Source organism: Micromonospora sp. WMMD967, from assembly GCF_029626165.1.
Lineage (GTDB): Bacteria > Actinomycetota > Actinomycetes > Mycobacteriales > Micromonosporaceae > Micromonospora > Micromonospora taraxaci.
The window spans coordinates 2,388,818-2,403,663 of record NZ_JARUBK010000001.1; the positions used below are offsets into that span (position 1 = coordinate 2,388,818).

Here is a 14,846-nt window from a genome sequence, read left to right on the forward strand (position 1 = left end):
GCCGACACGGGCCTGGCCCCGGCTATTTCTGGTAGCCGTAGTTGTCGCAGGTCCGGCGCTGCGCCACGCAGTTCTTGGTGCGCTTGTTCATGGTGTCGACGTCCCACATCACGAACGCGTCCCCGTGCATCGACGAGGCGCTCTTCCCCTCCTTGTCGGAGGAGAGGTAGTAGCCCGCCGGGGTGCCCTTAGCCGGGTACTGGATGTCGAACGTGATCGCCGGGATCCGCACCGGGTGGCTGCTCGGGCAGCCGTTGCCGCTGCCGTACGCCACATGGTCCTTGTGGTTGGGGCTGTCCAGGTGCTTGCCGTCCCAGCAGTCGGGGAACTGCATCATGAAGTGCAGGGTCGCGTCCCCGCCGCAGATGGGCCAGTTGCCGTTGGTGCTGCGCGCGATGCCGTCGAGGTCCCCGGGGCCGTAGAAGGCGCAGTAGAACTGGCCGGTCGCGCCGCGCGGCGTGGGCTTCTTCTTCTTGGCGTCACCGGAGATCATGCGCAGGCCGTTGGGCATGGGCATCTGACCCGTCGAGTTCTTCGCCAGCGACCGGTAGTAGACCCGGAAACCACTGGTCTCCACCGGCTTGCCGGTCGCGTTGTCGTAGAGCGTGGGCACCCAGTAGGCGGAGTGGTCCTGGACCGGCTTGCAGGAGGTGGCGGTGAACTTCGTCAGGTCCCCGGCGACGGTGTCGGCGTCGACGGCCTTGTTCCCGACGAAGGAGTGCATGTGGGAGGCGCCCGGAAGGCCGGGGGCGACGATCGGGTCGTCCGGCAGGCGGTGGCTGTACTGGCAGTCCGCCCGGAACTCCGGGAGGTTGCCCACGCCGGCCGGGACGGGGTCGACCTTCAATGCCTGGTACGCGTCGGACTGGGCCTTCCAGGCGGCCCGGTCGACGGGAATCCAGCCGGTAGTGGGGACCTTCGGGGTGGCCGCTGTCGACGGTGTCGTGGACGCCGACGGGGTTGCGGAGACAGCCGGTGTCGCGGAGGTCGACGCCGCCGCCCCGGGTGACTCTGCCTGCCCGGCCGACGACGACGGGTATTCGAGGGCGTTGGCCGCGTTCGACGGCTCGGGCGTCACGTCGCCACTGCCCACGTACACGCCGGCGGCAGCGATGACCAGCGCGACGGCCGCGCCCGCGGCCATGCCCAACCTGTTGCGGGCGAACCAACTCGGCGGGCGGTGACGGGACGGCGGTTGGCTCGCGTCCGGTTCGGGCAACGAGGCGTACGACACGGGTCACTCCCAACGAGCAGACGACGGCGCTGACCCGGACGGCCACGGCCGCCGTATGGTAGGCGCTTCCCGATCACGCCCGACAGCTTCTTAACGCTTCTTTAAAGGATGTTGGTCGTTCCGCCTCGCGGAGGTGGGGCACCGACCGCGAAGTCCGTCGATCGGTGCCCACCCGGCGTCGTTACTTGGCGGCGCTCAGGGCGACCAGCGCCTGCGCGGTGCGGAAGTACGGGCTACGACCGAGGTCGCCCACGGTGGTGATGTTGAACGCCTCCTTGAGCAGCTTGGCGTCTCCGGCGCTGACGCCGGTGAGGGCGCTCACGGGGGAGTCGACCAGCTCGGCCAGGGTCTTGTCCTGGTAGGCCTTGACGACGAGCTTGCTGAAATCGGCGGTGACGCTCATGCGATCTCCTACGAGCAGCAGGTGGGACATCCCACCCGGAAGCGGATCTAGCGGCTGAATTAGATCATCAGCCGCGAGCGCCGTCCACAGTGGACGACGGCGCATCGCGCGGCGTGTCCGCGTCCTTCGGCAGCCGGTGCTCCAGATCGGTGATGATCGTGCGCAGCTGCGCCAACTGCTCGTGCACGGACGGCTCGCCGTGCCCCTCGCCGCCCTCTGGCCGGAGCGCGCGCAACGCCGCGGCGCGCTCTTCCTGATGGGCCTCGTCCAGGGCGTTCAGGACCACCCCGACCAGGAGGTTCGTCAGCAGGTAACAGGCGGCGACCATGTACGAGACGTAGTACAGCACCGCCCACTGCGTGACCTCCCGGCCAGCCTGGAGGGTGTCGGTGATGCCGTCCAACGACAGCAGCAGGAACAGCGTGAGCATCGCCTGCCCCACAGTGCCGTACCGCTCGGGAATCGCCACGCCGAACAACATCCAGCCGAGCATCGCGTACCCGTACAGCACGAGAACCGTGACCAGGAGGAAGCTGCCGAGCCCGGGAAGACTGCGCCGGATCCCGACGAGGATCACGCGCAGGCTCGGGAAGAGGCGGAACGCGCGGACGATGCGGGCCAGGCGCAGCAGTCTCAGCAGCGTGACGTTCTCGCGTACGCCCGGCATCAGTGGTGCCGCGATGATGAGCAGGTCGAATACGTTCCACCCGTCCCGGAAGAAGTCGCCGGGGCGGCGCAGGTGCGCCAGGAACCGCGCCAACAGCTCGACCGTGAAGTACGCCAGGCACGCGTACTCGATGGTGTGCAGCAATGCCCCGGCCCGGCCGTACGTCTCCAGGCCCAGTGCCACCGCGTTGATGGTGATCACGACGAAGCTGGCCAGGCTGAACCAGGGCGCGGTCACCAGCTCCTGGCACGTGTCGGCCAGGCGGTGTGTCCGACCGGGTGGTGCGCTCGTCATCGTTCCTCTTGGCCCGTTGGGGTGACTGGCGGCGGCCACCGGGTCGATGGCCGCCGTGCGACGTGGCGTCGCTCCGGGGTCACGCCTCCGGGGTGGCCTCGTCCTGCTGGTCCCCGCTCGGCGACTCCTCGATCTCGTCCACTGCCTGCCGGGACGCCGGCACGGTCCAGGAGAACTCGATCTCGACGGACAGCTCCGTCTCGCTCTCCTGTTCGATCTCCAGCTCGCAGCGCACGGTGTCCGCCACGGAGACGGAGCCCGCCGCGCCGTAGAAGATCCGCCCATCGGACTCCAGCTGGCTCGCCAGCTGACGCAACCAGGCGGCCAGATCCGAACGTGACACCGTACGGGCGTCCTCGTAGATATCCATGGCGGCCATGCTCGCATTCCACAAAGGACCGACGCGGTAAGGGCTTCGGCCGCGCGCGGGTCAGGCGCATGGTATGGATCTTGTGGGCGCAGGCGGAAAACTCGTCCGGGGAGGTGCTGTCGCGCCGGTCGCGGGTACTGGTGAGAGATGACGTCGACCTGGAAGCCCCACGAGAAGCACGGCGGCCTGACGGACAAGGACAAGCGCGAGCTGCCGGAGAGCGTTTTCGCGTTCCCGGCCAAGCGTAAGGAACCGATGACCGACGCCGGCCACGTCCGGAACGCCATCGCCCGGTTCGACCAGGTGCAGGGCGTCACCGACAAGGAGCGTGACCAGGCCTTCCAGAACATCCTCGCCGCCGCCGCGCACTACGACGTCGAGGTGGCGGAGACGAACTGGCGTCAACTCGGCAAACTACCGCACACCCCGAATCCGGCCCACTGAGGCGAGCCGACACGATTCCCTGTCGCTCACCGGATAGAACGGGTACCGCCGGGTAGACGGCGCGATGCCCGCAGAACAGGAGGCGGCAGCCGACACCGATCCGACCCTGACCGGCCGGGCGTTGGCCGGCCTGCGTGTGCGCGCGCGGTACGCAGTGCGCTCCCGCGTCTGGCGGATACGCCTCTACGGGCTGCTCGCCGTGCAGGCTGGCGTCGCGGCGTCACTCGCCTGGTTCGTGGTGTACCAGTTCCTGGGGAATCCCAGCCCGGTCTTCGCGCCCACCACCGCGGTGGGCATCGTGGCGGCCTCGATGGGGTCACGCCTGCGGCGCACCATCGAGCTGCTGGTCGGGGTGGTCCTCGGGCTCGCCGTCGGTGACACGCTCATGCCCTTGTTCGGCATCGGGCCCTGGCAGACGGGTGTGGTCGTCGTGCTGGCGATCATCGCCGCTGTGCTGCTCAAGGGCGGTGGTTCCCTGCTGACCCAGGCCGGCGCCACGGCGGTCCTCGTCGCCACCCTGGAACCACCCGTACGTGACCTGTCCATTCCCCGGTTCGTCGACGCCGCGGTCGGCGGGTTGATCGGGCTGGCGGTCGGCCTGCTGCTGGTGCCCATCCACCCGCAGCGGACGGTGCGGCGGCTGGCCGAACCCGTCATCGACCCGACCATCGCGGCCCTCCACGACCTGGCTGCGGCGGCCCGCCTCCGCGATCTTGGGGCCGCCGAGCGGAGTCTGGGCGCGCTGCGGGAGGTCAGTCCTCGGTTGAACAGGTTGAACGACGGGCTCGACGCCGCCCAGGAGGTGGTCCGGCTCGCGCCACTTCGCTGGCGTGAACGCCCATCGCTGGCCTTCTACACCGAAGCCGTCCGCCACATGGGACGCAGCCTGCACAGCTGTCGGTCCATCGCGAGGCGGCTCACCAAGGCGCTCCGGGACGACGAGCCGATACCCGAGGAGTTTTCCGAGGCGCTCGACCTGCTGGCAGTCAGTGTGCAGACCCTCAGATGCACGATCCGCACGCGGGATGATCCACAGGAGGCGCGCCAGCAGATTTTGACGGCCGTCGAGTTGGTCAGGAAGGCGGAGGGGGAGGCCGCGCTCGATCCCACCGGCCCGCACGTCCACCGGTTGGGCTATTCGGGAATGATCGCCGCCGGCGAGTTCCGTACCGCGGCGAACGACCTGCTCATCGCCAGCGGGCTCGACGCCGACGAGGCGGCAACGTTGGTGCGACGGACGTCGGATCCGGACGAATGGGAATGACCCAACTCACGTCGCCTGCCTCAGGTCGCCTTGGGCGCGGCGAGGATGTCGAGGTAGTGCGGGTTCCGCATGACGCCCAGCACGTTGCCGAACGGGTCGACGACCGACGCGGTCACGAACCCCCCGTCGCCGTGCGGGGTGATCGGCTGGTACTCCGCGGCGCCCAGCGCCAGCAGGCGGTCGACGGTGGCCTCCAGGTCGTCGACGTGCCAGTGCATGACCACACCGCCGGGCCCGGTCGCGGACGCCCCGGCCGGCGCGAACCGGCGGTCGATGATGCCCAGTTCAGCCTGGTAGTCGCCGACGCGGAACTCGGCGTACGCCAGGCGCCCGTCCGGCCCGGGGCGCGTGAAGTACGCCTCGACGCCGAGGAGGTCCGCGTACCAGGCGGTGGCCGCCTCCACGTCGTCCGCCCAGATGTTGAGTGTGGCAAATCCTCGCAGGCTCATCCGCGATCCTCTCGTCGCTGTGGTTGACGGAGACGTTATCGGCGATCGCGGACGGATCCCTTCCGCAATGGGCGTCGGGTCCGAAGATGTCGCACCACCGGTGGCTGCGGAATGGGGCCGAAACCCCCCGTGCCGGCCCCGGAATGGCGTGTGCCACGGCCTCTTTGCGGGTAGTCGCCGCCGTTGCCACGACGGATGGCGGGGGACAGTGTGGAGAGCTACCCGGCGGTCGAAGACCATGGCCTCATCGGTGACCTGCAGACGGCGGCGCTGATCAGCAAGGACGGCATCGTCGACTGGTTCTGCGCGCCCCGCTTCGATTCACCGAGCGTCTTCGGAGCGCTGCTGGACCGCCGAAAGGGTGGCTACTTCCAACTCGCGCCCGACGGCATCGACTACACGAGCAAGCAGCTCTACCTGCCCGGTACGCCGATCCTCATCACTCGTTTCCACAGTGCTGACGGTGTGGGTGAATTGTTGGACTTCATGCCCGTCACCGGTGAACGCGCCACCAACCGGCACCGGTTGGTCCGGCTGGTTCGCATGATCCGCGGCAGTATGCCGTTCCGCTTCGACTGCCAGCCCCGATTCAACTACGGACGCGACCCGTTCGAGCTCGAGGTGCACCCCGGGGGAGACGTGTTCCGGAGCGCGACGCTGAACCTCACCCTCACCCCCTTCAAAGATGGGCGACGGCTGATCGGCGAGGCGGACATCCACCGCGACGAGCAGGGCGTGTCGGCCAGTTTCACGCTGCACGCGGGAGACATCGGCGGGGTCGTCCTGGAGACGGCCCGGCCACACGCGCCCCGACCGCTCGACACCGACGAGGCATGCGAACTGCTCGCCGAGACCCGCGACTACTGGCGACGGTGGGTCGGCCGCTCCCGCTACACCGGTCGTTGGAGGGAGATGGTCGAGCGGTCCGCTATGACGCTCAAACTGATGACGTACGCCCCGACCGGCGCTCTGGTCGCCGCGCCCACCACCGGGCTGCCGGAGCAGGTCGGCGGGCAGCGGAACTGGGACTACCGCTACACCTGGATCAGGGACGCGTCCTTCTCGGTACACGCACTGCTGAGTATCGGCTTCACCGACGAAGCTCAGAAATACCTGTTCTGGCTGGACGCACGCATCCGGGAGGCCCGAGATCCCGACCTGCCCCTACAGATCATGTACCGGATCGACGGCTCACCGCACCTGCCCGAGGAGGTGCTGGACCACCTGGAGGGGTACCGGGGTTCGGCGCCGGTGCGCATCGGCAACGCCGCGTCGGGCCAGCTACAACTCGACATCCACGGCGAGGCGCTCAACTCCCTGGAACTCGCCGACCGCAATGGCCTCATCGCGCCGTACGAGGGTTGGCGGAAAACGACAGAACTGATGGACTGGCTCTGCGAACACTGGGACCAACCCGAGGACGGCATCTGGGAGACCCGGTCAGGGCGGCAGGACTTCACGTACGGGCGGGTGATGTCCTGGGTGGCGCTGGACCGCGCCATCCGCCTCGCCCAACGCCGTGGGCGCCCCGGTGACACCACCCGTTGGACGACCGAGCGCAACGCCATCTACGAGCAGATCATGACTCGGGGCTTCCACTCGGATCGGCAAGCCTTCGTGCAGCACTACCGCACCGACATCCTGGACGCCTCGCTTCTCGCCATGCCCGGGATCGGCTTCATCTCGCCGTTGGACCCGATGTGGGAGTCGACATTGCGGGCGATGGACGCCGAACTGGTCTCCGACAGCCTGGTCTACCGCTACGACCCGAACGCCTCGCCGGACGGTCTGGCCGGCACCGAGGGCACCTTCAGCATGTGCACCTTCTGGTACGTGCAGGCCCTCGCTCAGGCCGGTCGGCTCGACGACGCCCGACTGACCTTCGAGAAGATGCTCACCTACAGCAACCCGCTGGGCCTCTACTCCGAGGAGATCGCGCCGACCGGTGAGCAGATCGGCAACTTCCCGCAGGCGTTCAGTCACCTGTCGCTGATCAGCACCGCGAACCACCTCGACCGTCTGCTCGACGAGCAGGGCTGACCCGTTCAGCTCAGAACAGCGTCAGGGGTTCGACCGGGATCGGCTCGGGCAGCGGTTCGAGCGTGGGCACCTGGGCGCGTACCTCGTTGTGGAACTGGCGGGCGAGCGCGGGCGCGTCGGCGTTGTCCGGGGTGTGGACGAACATCGTCGGTGAGCGACCCTCCCGGAGCCACGTGGCGATCACGTCGACCCAGCGCTGCCACCCCTCGACGGTGCGCGCCGAATCGTCGCGGCCGAGGTAGCGGACGATCGGCTGATGGGTCAGCGCCGTCGACCGGAGCGGCACGCGTGGTTTCTTGGTCCAGGCGTCGCGCTCCGCGTCGCTGGTCGGCCGGCTCGCGAAGAAGGCGGTCGTGTCGAAGGGGATCCACTCGGCCGACGCGGCGGTGAGGGTCGCCTCCAGCAGCCGAATCGCGCGGTCGTCGGTGAAGAACGCCGGATGGCGGACCTCCACCGCGTACCGGTGGGATCGGGGGAGTCGGGTCAGGAAGCGGTCCAGGGTCGGTACGTCGGCGGGCGTGAACGAGCCGGGCAACTGGATCCAGAGAGCATGGGTACGCGGACCGAGCGGCTCGATCGCGTCCAGGAAGGCGCGCAGTGGTTCGTCGACGTCGGTGAGTCGACGTTCGTGCGTGACGACCTTCGGAAGCTTGGGGACGAACCGGAACGTCGGATCGGTCTGCGCGGCCCACGACGTCACGGTGTCCCGGGTCGGGGTCGCGTAGAACGTCGTGTTGCCTTCCACGGCGTCGCACCAGCTGGCGTAGTGCGCCAGTCGTTCCGCGGGCGGCAGCCGGTAGCCCGGCCACGACCGGTGACTCCACATCGCGCACCCCACGTGGAGACGCATGACCGCACCCTCCCACCGGTGACCGTGCTCGACGCCGCCCACCGTATACGGGCCGGCGCCGGGCCGGGGCGACGGTGCTGCCGCTAGGGTCCGGCGTCATGCGTGTGCTGTTCGCCAGTCTTGCGTCAGTCGGTCACACCTATCCGCTGATCCCGCTGGCGGTCGCCGCTCGGGACGCCGGTCACGAGGTGCACTTCGCCGCCGGTGAGGCGGTACACGAGCCGCTCGCCGCGAACGGTCTACGGCCGTTCCGTCCCGCCGACGCGTTCTACGAGGTGTACGCGGAGGACCTCGAACCGGAGTTGGCGCGACTGCGCCCGGACCTGGTGGTGCATGGGTGGGGGTCGCCGGGAGCCGGCGTCGCCGCTCGCCGGGCCGGCATTCCGAGCCTGTGGCACGGGTTCGGCCGGATGATCCCGGAGGGCGTCGGCCTCGAACTCCCCACCAGGAACACCGAGGTCGTCGGTCGTCCGCACGTCGACATCTGGCCACCCTCCCTCCAGGACGAGACGTTCCTCGCCACGCAACGTCGGATCGAGCTGCGTCCGGTCGCCTTCTCCACACCGACCCCGTTGCCCGAACGAGTGAGCCACCGGGCGTCTCGACCGTTGATCTACCTGACCCTCGGCACCGCGTTCGGCACATCCGAACTGCTCCGTACCGTCATCGCCGGTCTGGCGATGCTGGACGCGCAGGTGGTGGTCGCGGCGGGTCGGGTGCCCACGGAGCAGCTCGGCGAGATCCCCGACCACGTCATCGTGCGTCAGTGGGTGTCGCAGGCGGACCTGTTGCCGCTCGTCGACGCGGTGGTGCACCACGGCGGCAGCGGCACCACTCTCGGCGCGCTCGCGGTCGGCGTGCCGCAGTTGATGTTGCCGCAGGGTGCTGACCAGTTCGCCAATGCCGAGGTGCTCAGTGCCGCCGGTCTCGCCCTGCGGCTCCTCCCCGGCGAGGTGGACGCCAACGCCGTCGCCGAGCAGGCCCGCCGCCTGCTGTCGCGACACGCCACGCAGCGCGAGGCGGCCCGGGAGGTCGCCGAGGAGATCGCCCGGATGCCGTCGCCGGCGGTCGTCGCCCGACGACTGCCGGAGTTCGTCGACTGAACACGTCTTCCGCGTCAACTTCGGGTTGACGAAAGAGCTGGCGTCAACCTATGGTTGACGCATGACAGAACCTATCCGGATGAGCAACACGGTCAAGCTCGATGACCTGATCCAGGCGATCAAGACCGCGCACACCGACGCCCTGGACCAGCTCACCGATGCGGTCATCGCTGCCGACCACCTCGGTGAGGTCGCCGATCACCTGATCGGCCACTTCGTCGACCAGGCCCGCCGCTCGGGTGCCTCCTGGACCGACATCGGCCGCAGCATGGGCGTCAGCAAGCAGGCCGCCCAGAAGCGCTTCGTGCCGAAGGCCTCCACCGACGCCGCCGCACTCGACCCGAACGCCGGCTTCGGCCGGTTCACCCCCCGGGCCCGCAACGTGGTGATGGCCTCCCAGGAGGAGGCCCGCGCCAGCGGGAACGCCGAGATCGGGCCCGAGCACCTGGTGCTGGGCCTGCTGGCGGAGCCGGAGGCGCTCGCCGCCCGGGTGATGGCTGACCTGGGCGTCACACCCGAGGCATTGCGGGAGACGGTCGCCGCCGCCCTCCCGCCCCGCGTCGAGCAGGTGCCGGACCTGATCCCGTACGACGCGCGGGGCAAGAAGGCGTTGGAGCTGACCTTCCGGGAGGCGCTGCGCCTCGGGCACAACTACATCGGCACCGAGCACATCCTGCTCGCCCTGCTGGAGCAGGAGGACGGTGCCGGGGTGCTCACCAGCCTCGGCCTGGAGAAGGCGGCGGTGGAGGCCGACCTCGCCACCGCCCTCGCCGCCGCGGTCAGCGCCGCGTCGAAGAGTGGTGAGGCGGGTTAGGTAACCGCGATTCCGTTTCGAGCCGTCCCGCGAGTGGCGATGCCACTCCGGGACGGTGCGGTCGTCCGACCGCATGGGCAATCGGTGGGACAGTGGCCCATCCGTGCACGGTGGATACTGGCGGCCGGGGTTTCGATTCCCGTCGTCGCGAGGATGTGGCCGACATGCATGGCAACGCTGTGTCGATGGTGGAGATCTGATGGCCCGAGCAGATGTCCGAGTGGCCGGAATCCTCATGACGGTGGCGGCGCTGGCGGGGCTGACCGCCTGCTCCCCGGCGGAGAAGCCGGTGCTCGCCCTGCGCGTGGTCGACGGGCGACCGGCTCTGGTCATGGCGGAGTGTGCCGAGTTCACGGCAGACCGGATCAGCGTCTACACCGTCGACGTCACGCCGGCTCAGAGCTGGACCATCGACCGCAACGGTGGCGGCGAGGTGACGAACGTGACCTTCTTCGAACTGCCTGCGGGTTGGACGCCCGACGAGCAGACGCTCACCGCTTTCGAACCCGGCACCGAATACTCGGTCGCCGCCTACGGGGGCCGGCACAACGCCGTCCCCGTCCACTTCACGCTGGCCGAGGTGACCGGGCTCGGGCCGGATCGCGTCCTCGTGCACGAGGGCCAGACGCAGCGGAAGGCGGTCACCGAGACCGCCTTCCGCGACAAGGCGAAGAAGGCCTGCTGACGCCGTTGGGTCAGGAGACGTCGGGAAAGCCGTAGCGCAGGGCGTGCTCCGGGTCGGCCGGGTCGATCTGGCGCACGCCCGCGTCGGCGAGGCGCTTGTTGACCTCGTCGAGCTGCTCGCGTACCAGTCGGGCCTCCTCCTCGGTGACCCGACCACGGTGCGGCTTGCCGGCGTGTTCCAGCGTGCCGTAGTCGATCTTCTCGGCGCTCTTGCGGGCCTTGGGCGGCCGGACCCGCTCGGCCGTCTTCAGCAGTTGAGCCATCGGCACGTCGGTGGCCATCGCGTCGAACTCGCTGGCGGTCAACACCACCCGGCGGGGCTCGCCGCCGCCGTGCCGGTCGTGGATCTCGACCACCGCCACGTCCAGGGCGGCGTCGTCGATGTTCTCCACCTCGGTCGGCGTGGCGTCCAACTGCACGGGCCCGGCGACCAGGTCCGGGTGCTCCAGCACCACGACGCGGACCACCTCGTCGTCCTGCTGCAGAACCGTGCCGGTGAAGTCGGAGACGTGGATCGTCTTCTTGCCCATGCGCGGAGCTTCTCCTGTCGTAGGCCGGGATGCCGGACCACAAGAAATTACCCGACAGGTGTGCGAAAGCCGCCGCTGGACCTCCCCGGTGTGTCGCCCGCTTGAGAGGCTCAGAGGCTGCCCTTCGGTGCGACCCACTCGGTGGGCTGACCGGTCACGGCGCTGATCCGGTCGTAGTCGGCGTCGTAGTGCAGCACTGTGGCGCCATGCTGTTCTGCGGTCGCTGCGATGATCAGATCGGGTAGCCGGAAGTGACGGTGCTGACTGTCAGCCGCGAGGACGCGGTGGACCGCCAGGGCTCGGTCCATCGCTGCTGTCGACACATCCATCCAGCGGTGCCCCCGCAGTGCCTGCCAGAGGATTTCGTAACCCTTCGGATGGGGTGCGTTGTTGAGATATTCGAGGCTGGTCATCTGGCAGGCGGCCAGCCGTCCCTCGGCCAGCAGTGTCTCGAAGCGCCGCCGAACCGACGGGTGGCGACCCTGTAGGACGTAGACCGAGGTGTCGGCAAGGTAGATCTGCCCCGCCATCAAGCTGCCTCGGTGTCGCGTGCCTGTTCGGCGAGTGAGCCCAGGTCGCGGCCACCGCCGTGGCGCCAGGCGTCGATGGATCCGGTGAAGTCCATCTCCACCTGATCGAAGGCGGCGACGATCTCGCGAGCCTGCCGACGAATGGCGAACGCGTGCAGGGCGGCATTGATGGTGGCCACCTTGGTGTCAGTGCCAAGAACCTCCCGGGCGGCATCCAACCACTCGTCGTTCACGTCCACGGTGATGCGAGTCATGGGGCGAAACATACACCAGATCGTGCTGTGGCATGGCACCAACAGTGGTCCTACTTTGGTGCGTCAATGGCGGTTCAGGCGATGCCGGTTGGAGCTGCCGGCGGACATCTTGTCCAGCCCGCACCACGACAGGTCCCCGGCCCCCACCGCTCGGGGGTGGCGGTAGCGGGGCTGGGGCGGGATGCCGCCGGCGGTCTCCGCCGCCTGCCAGAGTCGCTCGGGGTCCTGTTGGTAGTTGTCGTTCGGCTGCATCGGCATGCGTTCACCGTCCCAAAGAAAGGTGACCAGGTATGGAAATAGATATGACGGTCGATTTGTTTGCCTGGTTCCGCCCACCCGCTGTCTGGACGGGCCCGCACGGTTCGTCCGCCCGGCCGCACCCTCCGGCGTACGGTGATCCACGACGGGTCGGGGACGGGGGGAGGTTTGCATGCTCGACCGGCGGCTCCAACTGCACCTGGCCACCTGGCTCGGCCAGTGGCCGGCCGGGCCGGGGTTGCACGTGGTCGCCTCGCGTCGACGGGCCCAACCGGCCTGGGACGGTCGACTGCGGCCCGCCCTCGCCGTGGACACCGGGCAGAGTGGTGTCCTCTCCGTCGCACCGGAGCGGGTGGCGGCGATCCGTTCGCTGATCCGGCGTACACCGGACCGGCTGCTCGCCGCGCTGCCGGAGGCCGTCGGAATGCCGGACTGGTGCGTGCACGACGGCTTCTTCCGGTGGAGCGTGGCTCCCGCCCCGCTCCCCGACGTGGGGGAGTGGACCGATCCGACGGCTCCCGGGCTGCCGCCCTGGTTGCGGCTCTTCGACCAGCCGGTGCTGGTGGTCCGCGACCCGGACGGCGCCTACCTGGCGGGTGCCGGCATCAAGCGGCACGACGCGTACGGGCACGAGTTGGCCGTCGGCACGGTGCCGGCCGCCCAGGGGCGTGGCCTCGCCCGTCGACTCGTGGCACAGGCGGCACGGCGGGTCCTCGACGAGGGGGCGGTGCCGACGTATCTGCACGAGCGGGACAACCACGCCTCGGCTCGGGTGGCCGAAGCCGCCGGTTTTCCGGATCAGGGCTGGCGGGCCTACGGGGTTTATCCGCGCTGACCGGCCAGCGGGCCGGTAATGGGCGCGGACCGTGGATCCCGGGCCGGATCCACGGTCCGCAACCTCCCCCCAGGTCCCGGTTCCGGTGCGCCGGCCACGCCATGCGCGAACCGGAACATGTCGATCACGCTACGTATCGAACAGCCGTGGAGCAAGGTTTGGGGTGTCGGTTCGGAGTGTCGAAAAGCGGACTTGACCTGCGGCTGAGCTGTTCAAGCCGTCCCTACCAACGGTGACGTAGCGTGTCATGCCGGGGTGGGTGTTCCGCTGTCGGGTCAAGCTATCGGGTCAGACCCAGCGCCTCGGCCGCCGCTCGCCCGTTGGCGTGGCTCGCACCGTAGGTGGTGACGAAGGCGCGTACGCCGGTTGGCCGCCACTGTGCCGGCCAACCCATCTCCACCACCGTCACGGCATGCTGGGCGGCCAGTCCGTTGATCAGTTCCGGGCCGCCGGGCAGCCGGTGCAGGTGCCGCCCGACCAGCACGATGGGTCGGTCACCGGCCAGCGCACGCAGGCTCGACGGGTCGGCCTCGGTGGCGATCACCCGGAGCTCCTGCACCCCGTCGAGGTGTGGGCCGAGGCCCCACGGGACGCGTCCCTCCGCAATCGTCGACTCGGTGTGCAGGTGCACCACAAGCGGCTGGTCCAGGCCGGTGAGGACGCCGTCGACCCGGACGGCGCGGCGGGCTGCCGCGTACCCCAGATCGGTGTCGTCGGTGGTCGGCGACCCGACGGCGGCCCGGGTCCAGGCGGCGAGTTCGGCGGTCCGGCCGGCGGCCTCCTCGACCCGTACGGTCGCCAGGCGGCCGTCGCTGAGCGCGTCGACGATCTCGGCGGCCACCAGCTCGACCAGCTCGGCGTCGACAGTGGCGCCGATGCAGAGCAGGTCGGCACCGGCAGCCAGGGCCCGAACGGCGGCCGGACCCACCCCGCCGGCGGCCACCGCCGCGCCCTTCATCTCCAGGGCGTCGGTGATGACGACGCCGGTGAAGCCGTACTCGGCGCGGAGCAGGTCGACCAGGACGGCCCGGCTGAAGGTGGCCGGGTCGCTGCCGGTCAGCGCCGGAACCCGGATGTGCGCGGTCATCACGGCCCGTGCCCCGGCGGCGACGACCGCGGCGAACGGCGGCAGGTCCCGCTGGCGCAGCAGGCTCAGTGGGGCGTCCACGGTGGGCAGCTCGTGGTGGGAGTCGGTCACGGTGGCGCCGTGCCCGGGGAAGTGTTTGGCGCAGGCGGCCACACCGGCAGCCTGCAGGCCGGTCACGGCGGCCGCCGAGTGGGCGGCGACCCGCACCGGATCCGCGCCGAAGGACCGGGTGCCGATCACCGGGTTGTCGTCGGCGGTGTTGACGTCCACCGTCGGGGCGAGATTGACGGTGATGCCGAGCGCGGCCAGTTCGGCGCCGATCGACTGGTAGACCCGGCGGGTGAGCGCCACGTCGCCGATCGCGCCGAGGGCGGCGTTGCCGGGGTACGGGCTGCCGGTGGCGTGTGCCAGCCGGGTCACGTCGCCGCCCTCCTCGTCGATGGCGATCAGCACGTCCGGCCGTCCCGCGCGCAGCGCGGCGGTGCTCGCCGCCAGCTGTGCGGGGTCGTGCACGTTGGTGCCGAACAGGGTGTGCCCGGCCAGCCCGTCGGCCAGCAGATCGACCGCCCAGTCCGGCGGTACGGGTCCCGGGTACGCGGCCAGCAACGTGCCCAGCGCCAGCCGGCGCAGTCCTGGATCCAGCCCCACGTGATCTCCCCCTTCGGTGCCCAGCGGGTACGAAACCTCGTACCGGTGGTGGTCTTGGCCCTGCCGGGTCGGCCGAGCGTCCCACCGT

The 14,846-nt window shown here is 69.6% G+C and carries 18 protein-coding genes; 7 read left to right on the plus strand and 11 right to left on the minus strand.

Features of this window, described 5'->3' with window-relative positions:
* Nucleotides 1–22: 22 nt before the first annotated feature.
* The 4 genes from O7631_RS11220 to O7631_RS11235 all read right to left on the minus strand — a co-directional run bounded on the left by O7631_RS11220 (nucleotide 23) and on the right by O7631_RS11235 (nucleotide 2,977).
* Nucleotides 23–1,234, minus strand: a complete 1,212-nt coding sequence (locus O7631_RS11220) for a DUF1996 domain-containing protein (RefSeq protein WP_278144189.1) — start codon at nucleotides 1,232–1,234, stop codon at nucleotides 23–25.
* Nucleotides 1,235–1,415: 181 nt separating this feature from the next.
* Nucleotides 1,416–1,637: a hypothetical protein gene (locus O7631_RS11225; protein WP_145785213.1), complete on the minus strand. Its 222-nt coding sequence runs from the start codon at nucleotides 1,635–1,637 to the stop codon at nucleotides 1,416–1,418.
* A 67-nt stretch (nucleotides 1,638–1,704) separates the two neighbouring features.
* Nucleotides 1,705–2,598, minus strand: coding sequence for an ion transporter (locus O7631_RS11230; RefSeq protein ID WP_278144190.1), 894 nt, complete (start codon nucleotides 2,596–2,598; stop codon nucleotides 1,705–1,707).
* Between the two features lie 79 nt (nucleotides 2,599–2,677).
* Nucleotides 2,678–2,977 (minus strand): amphi-Trp domain-containing protein, encoded by a 300-nt coding sequence (locus O7631_RS11235; protein ID WP_278144191.1) that lies wholly within the window; start codon nucleotides 2,975–2,977, stop codon nucleotides 2,678–2,680.
* Nucleotides 2,978–3,115: 138 nt separating this feature from the next.
* Here O7631_RS11235 and O7631_RS11240 point away from each other — a divergent pair, with 138 nt between their 5' ends.
* Complete coding sequence (locus tag O7631_RS11240; protein WP_278144192.1) at nucleotides 3,116–3,412, plus strand: DUF6582 domain-containing protein; 297 nt, start codon at nucleotides 3,116–3,118, stop codon at nucleotides 3,410–3,412.
* 64 nt (nucleotides 3,413–3,476) lie between these two features.
* Entirely contained in the window at nucleotides 3,477–4,676 is a 1,200-nt protein-coding gene (locus O7631_RS11245) for an FUSC family protein (RefSeq protein WP_278144193.1), read from the plus strand.
* A gap of 20 nt (nucleotides 4,677–4,696) precedes the next feature.
* Here O7631_RS11245 and O7631_RS11250 read toward each other — a convergent pair whose 3' ends face one another.
* Nucleotides 4,697–5,125 carry a VOC family protein gene (locus O7631_RS11250; protein ID WP_278144194.1) on the minus strand — a complete coding sequence of 143 codons (429 nt, stop codon included), beginning with the start codon at nucleotides 5,123–5,125 and terminating at the stop codon, nucleotides 4,697–4,699.
* A gap of 210 nt (nucleotides 5,126–5,335) precedes the next feature.
* Between O7631_RS11250 and O7631_RS11255 the strand changes: the two genes are divergently transcribed.
* Nucleotides 5,336–7,165, plus strand: a complete 1,830-nt coding sequence (locus O7631_RS11255; RefSeq protein ID WP_278147909.1) for a glycoside hydrolase family 15 protein — start codon at nucleotides 5,336–5,338, stop codon at nucleotides 7,163–7,165.
* A gap of 10 nt (nucleotides 7,166–7,175) precedes the next feature.
* Here O7631_RS11255 and O7631_RS11260 read toward each other — a convergent pair whose 3' ends face one another.
* Complete coding sequence (locus O7631_RS11260; RefSeq protein WP_278147910.1) at nucleotides 7,176–7,991, minus strand: DUF72 domain-containing protein; 816 nt, start codon at nucleotides 7,989–7,991, stop codon at nucleotides 7,176–7,178.
* A gap of 122 nt (nucleotides 7,992–8,113) precedes the next feature.
* Between O7631_RS11260 and O7631_RS11265 the strand changes: the two genes are divergently transcribed.
* The 3 genes from O7631_RS11265 (at nucleotide 8,114) to O7631_RS11275 (ending at nucleotide 10,617) form a co-directional block, all read left to right on the plus strand.
* The gene (locus O7631_RS11265; RefSeq protein ID WP_278144195.1) at nucleotides 8,114–9,118 is read left to right on the plus strand and encodes a glycosyltransferase; all 1,005 of its coding nucleotides are present in this window, start codon (nucleotides 8,114–8,116) and stop codon (nucleotides 9,116–9,118) included.
* A gap of 61 nt (nucleotides 9,119–9,179) precedes the next feature.
* Nucleotides 9,180–9,932, plus strand: coding sequence for a Clp protease N-terminal domain-containing protein (locus O7631_RS11270; RefSeq protein WP_278144196.1), 753 nt, complete (start codon nucleotides 9,180–9,182; stop codon nucleotides 9,930–9,932).
* A gap of 199 nt (nucleotides 9,933–10,131) precedes the next feature.
* Nucleotides 10,132–10,617 (plus strand): hypothetical protein, encoded by a 486-nt coding sequence (locus tag O7631_RS11275; protein WP_278144197.1) that lies wholly within the window; start codon nucleotides 10,132–10,134, stop codon nucleotides 10,615–10,617.
* A gap of 10 nt (nucleotides 10,618–10,627) precedes the next feature.
* On the opposite strand, the gene O7631_RS11280 is transcribed toward O7631_RS11275, so the two are convergent.
* From O7631_RS11280 to O7631_RS11295, 4 genes are all read right to left on the minus strand, one after another.
* Complete coding sequence (locus O7631_RS11280; protein WP_278137778.1) at nucleotides 10,628–11,146, minus strand: hypothetical protein; 519 nt, start codon at nucleotides 11,144–11,146, stop codon at nucleotides 10,628–10,630.
* 110 nt (nucleotides 11,147–11,256) lie between these two features.
* Complete coding sequence (locus tag O7631_RS11285; protein WP_278144198.1) at nucleotides 11,257–11,676, minus strand: PIN domain nuclease; 420 nt, start codon at nucleotides 11,674–11,676, stop codon at nucleotides 11,257–11,259.
* Nucleotides 11,676–11,930: a type II toxin-antitoxin system VapB family antitoxin gene (locus O7631_RS11290; protein ID WP_278144199.1), complete on the minus strand. Its 255-nt coding sequence runs from the start codon at nucleotides 11,928–11,930 to the stop codon at nucleotides 11,676–11,678. Before O7631_RS11290 ends, O7631_RS11285 begins: the two co-directional genes overlap by 1 nt.
* Before the next feature lie 63 nt (nucleotides 11,931–11,993).
* The gene (locus tag O7631_RS11295) at nucleotides 11,994–12,188 is read right to left on the minus strand and encodes a DNA repair protein (protein WP_278144200.1); all 195 of its coding nucleotides are present in this window, start codon (nucleotides 12,186–12,188) and stop codon (nucleotides 11,994–11,996) included.
* Between the two features lie 172 nt (nucleotides 12,189–12,360).
* Here O7631_RS11295 and O7631_RS11300 point away from each other — a divergent pair, with 172 nt between their 5' ends.
* On the plus strand, nucleotides 12,361–13,023 hold the full coding sequence (locus O7631_RS11300; protein WP_278144201.1) for a GNAT family N-acetyltransferase: 663 nt from the start codon (nucleotides 12,361–12,363) through the stop codon (nucleotides 13,021–13,023).
* Nucleotides 13,024–13,303: 280 nt separating this feature from the next.
* Here O7631_RS11300 and O7631_RS11305 read toward each other — a convergent pair whose 3' ends face one another.
* Nucleotides 13,304–14,758 (minus strand): glycoside hydrolase family 3 N-terminal domain-containing protein, encoded by a 1,455-nt coding sequence (locus O7631_RS11305; protein WP_278144202.1) that lies wholly within the window; start codon nucleotides 14,756–14,758, stop codon nucleotides 13,304–13,306.
* Between the last annotated feature and the right edge of the window lie 88 nt (nucleotides 14,759–14,846).

Excerpts from the sequence above, each read along its gene's own strand:
- O7631_RS11245 (WP_278144193.1), top strand. The coding sequence starts at position 3,477 with ATGCCCGCAGAACAGGAGGCGGCAGCCGACACCGATCCGACCCTGACC.
- O7631_RS11230 (WP_278144190.1), bottom strand. The coding sequence starts at position 2,598 with ATGACGAGCGCACCACCCGGTCGGACACACCGCCTGGCCGACACGTGC.
- O7631_RS11240 (WP_278144192.1), top strand. The coding sequence starts at position 3,116 with ATGACGTCGACCTGGAAGCCCCACGAGAAGCACGGCGGCCTGACGGAC.
- O7631_RS11225 (WP_145785213.1), bottom strand. The coding sequence starts at position 1,637 with ATGAGCGTCACCGCCGATTTCAGCAAGCTCGTCGTCAAGGCCTACCAG.
- O7631_RS11275 (WP_278144197.1), top strand. The coding sequence starts at position 10,132 with ATGGCCCGAGCAGATGTCCGAGTGGCCGGAATCCTCATGACGGTGGCG.
- O7631_RS11235 (WP_278144191.1), bottom strand. The coding sequence starts at position 2,977 with ATGGCCGCCATGGATATCTACGAGGACGCCCGTACGGTGTCACGTTCG.
- O7631_RS11295 (WP_278144200.1), bottom strand. The coding sequence starts at position 12,188 with ATGCCGATGCAGCCGAACGACAACTACCAACAGGACCCCGAGCGACTC.
- O7631_RS11285 (WP_278144198.1), bottom strand. The coding sequence starts at position 11,676 with ATGGCGGGGCAGATCTACCTTGCCGACACCTCGGTCTACGTCCTACAG.
- O7631_RS11265 (WP_278144195.1), top strand. The coding sequence starts at position 8,114 with ATGCGTGTGCTGTTCGCCAGTCTTGCGTCAGTCGGTCACACCTATCCG.
- O7631_RS11270 (WP_278144196.1), top strand. The coding sequence starts at position 9,180 with ATGACAGAACCTATCCGGATGAGCAACACGGTCAAGCTCGATGACCTG.
- O7631_RS11250 (WP_278144194.1), bottom strand. The coding sequence starts at position 5,125 with ATGAGCCTGCGAGGATTTGCCACACTCAACATCTGGGCGGACGACGTG.
- O7631_RS11290 (WP_278144199.1), bottom strand. The coding sequence starts at position 11,930 with ATGACTCGCATCACCGTGGACGTGAACGACGAGTGGTTGGATGCCGCC.
- O7631_RS11300 (WP_278144201.1), top strand. The coding sequence starts at position 12,361 with ATGCTCGACCGGCGGCTCCAACTGCACCTGGCCACCTGGCTCGGCCAG.
- O7631_RS11280 (WP_278137778.1), bottom strand. The coding sequence starts at position 11,146 with ATGGGCAAGAAGACGATCCACGTCTCCGACTTCACCGGCACGGTTCTG.
- O7631_RS11260 (WP_278147910.1), bottom strand. The coding sequence starts at position 7,991 with ATGTGGAGTCACCGGTCGTGGCCGGGCTACCGGCTGCCGCCCGCGGAA.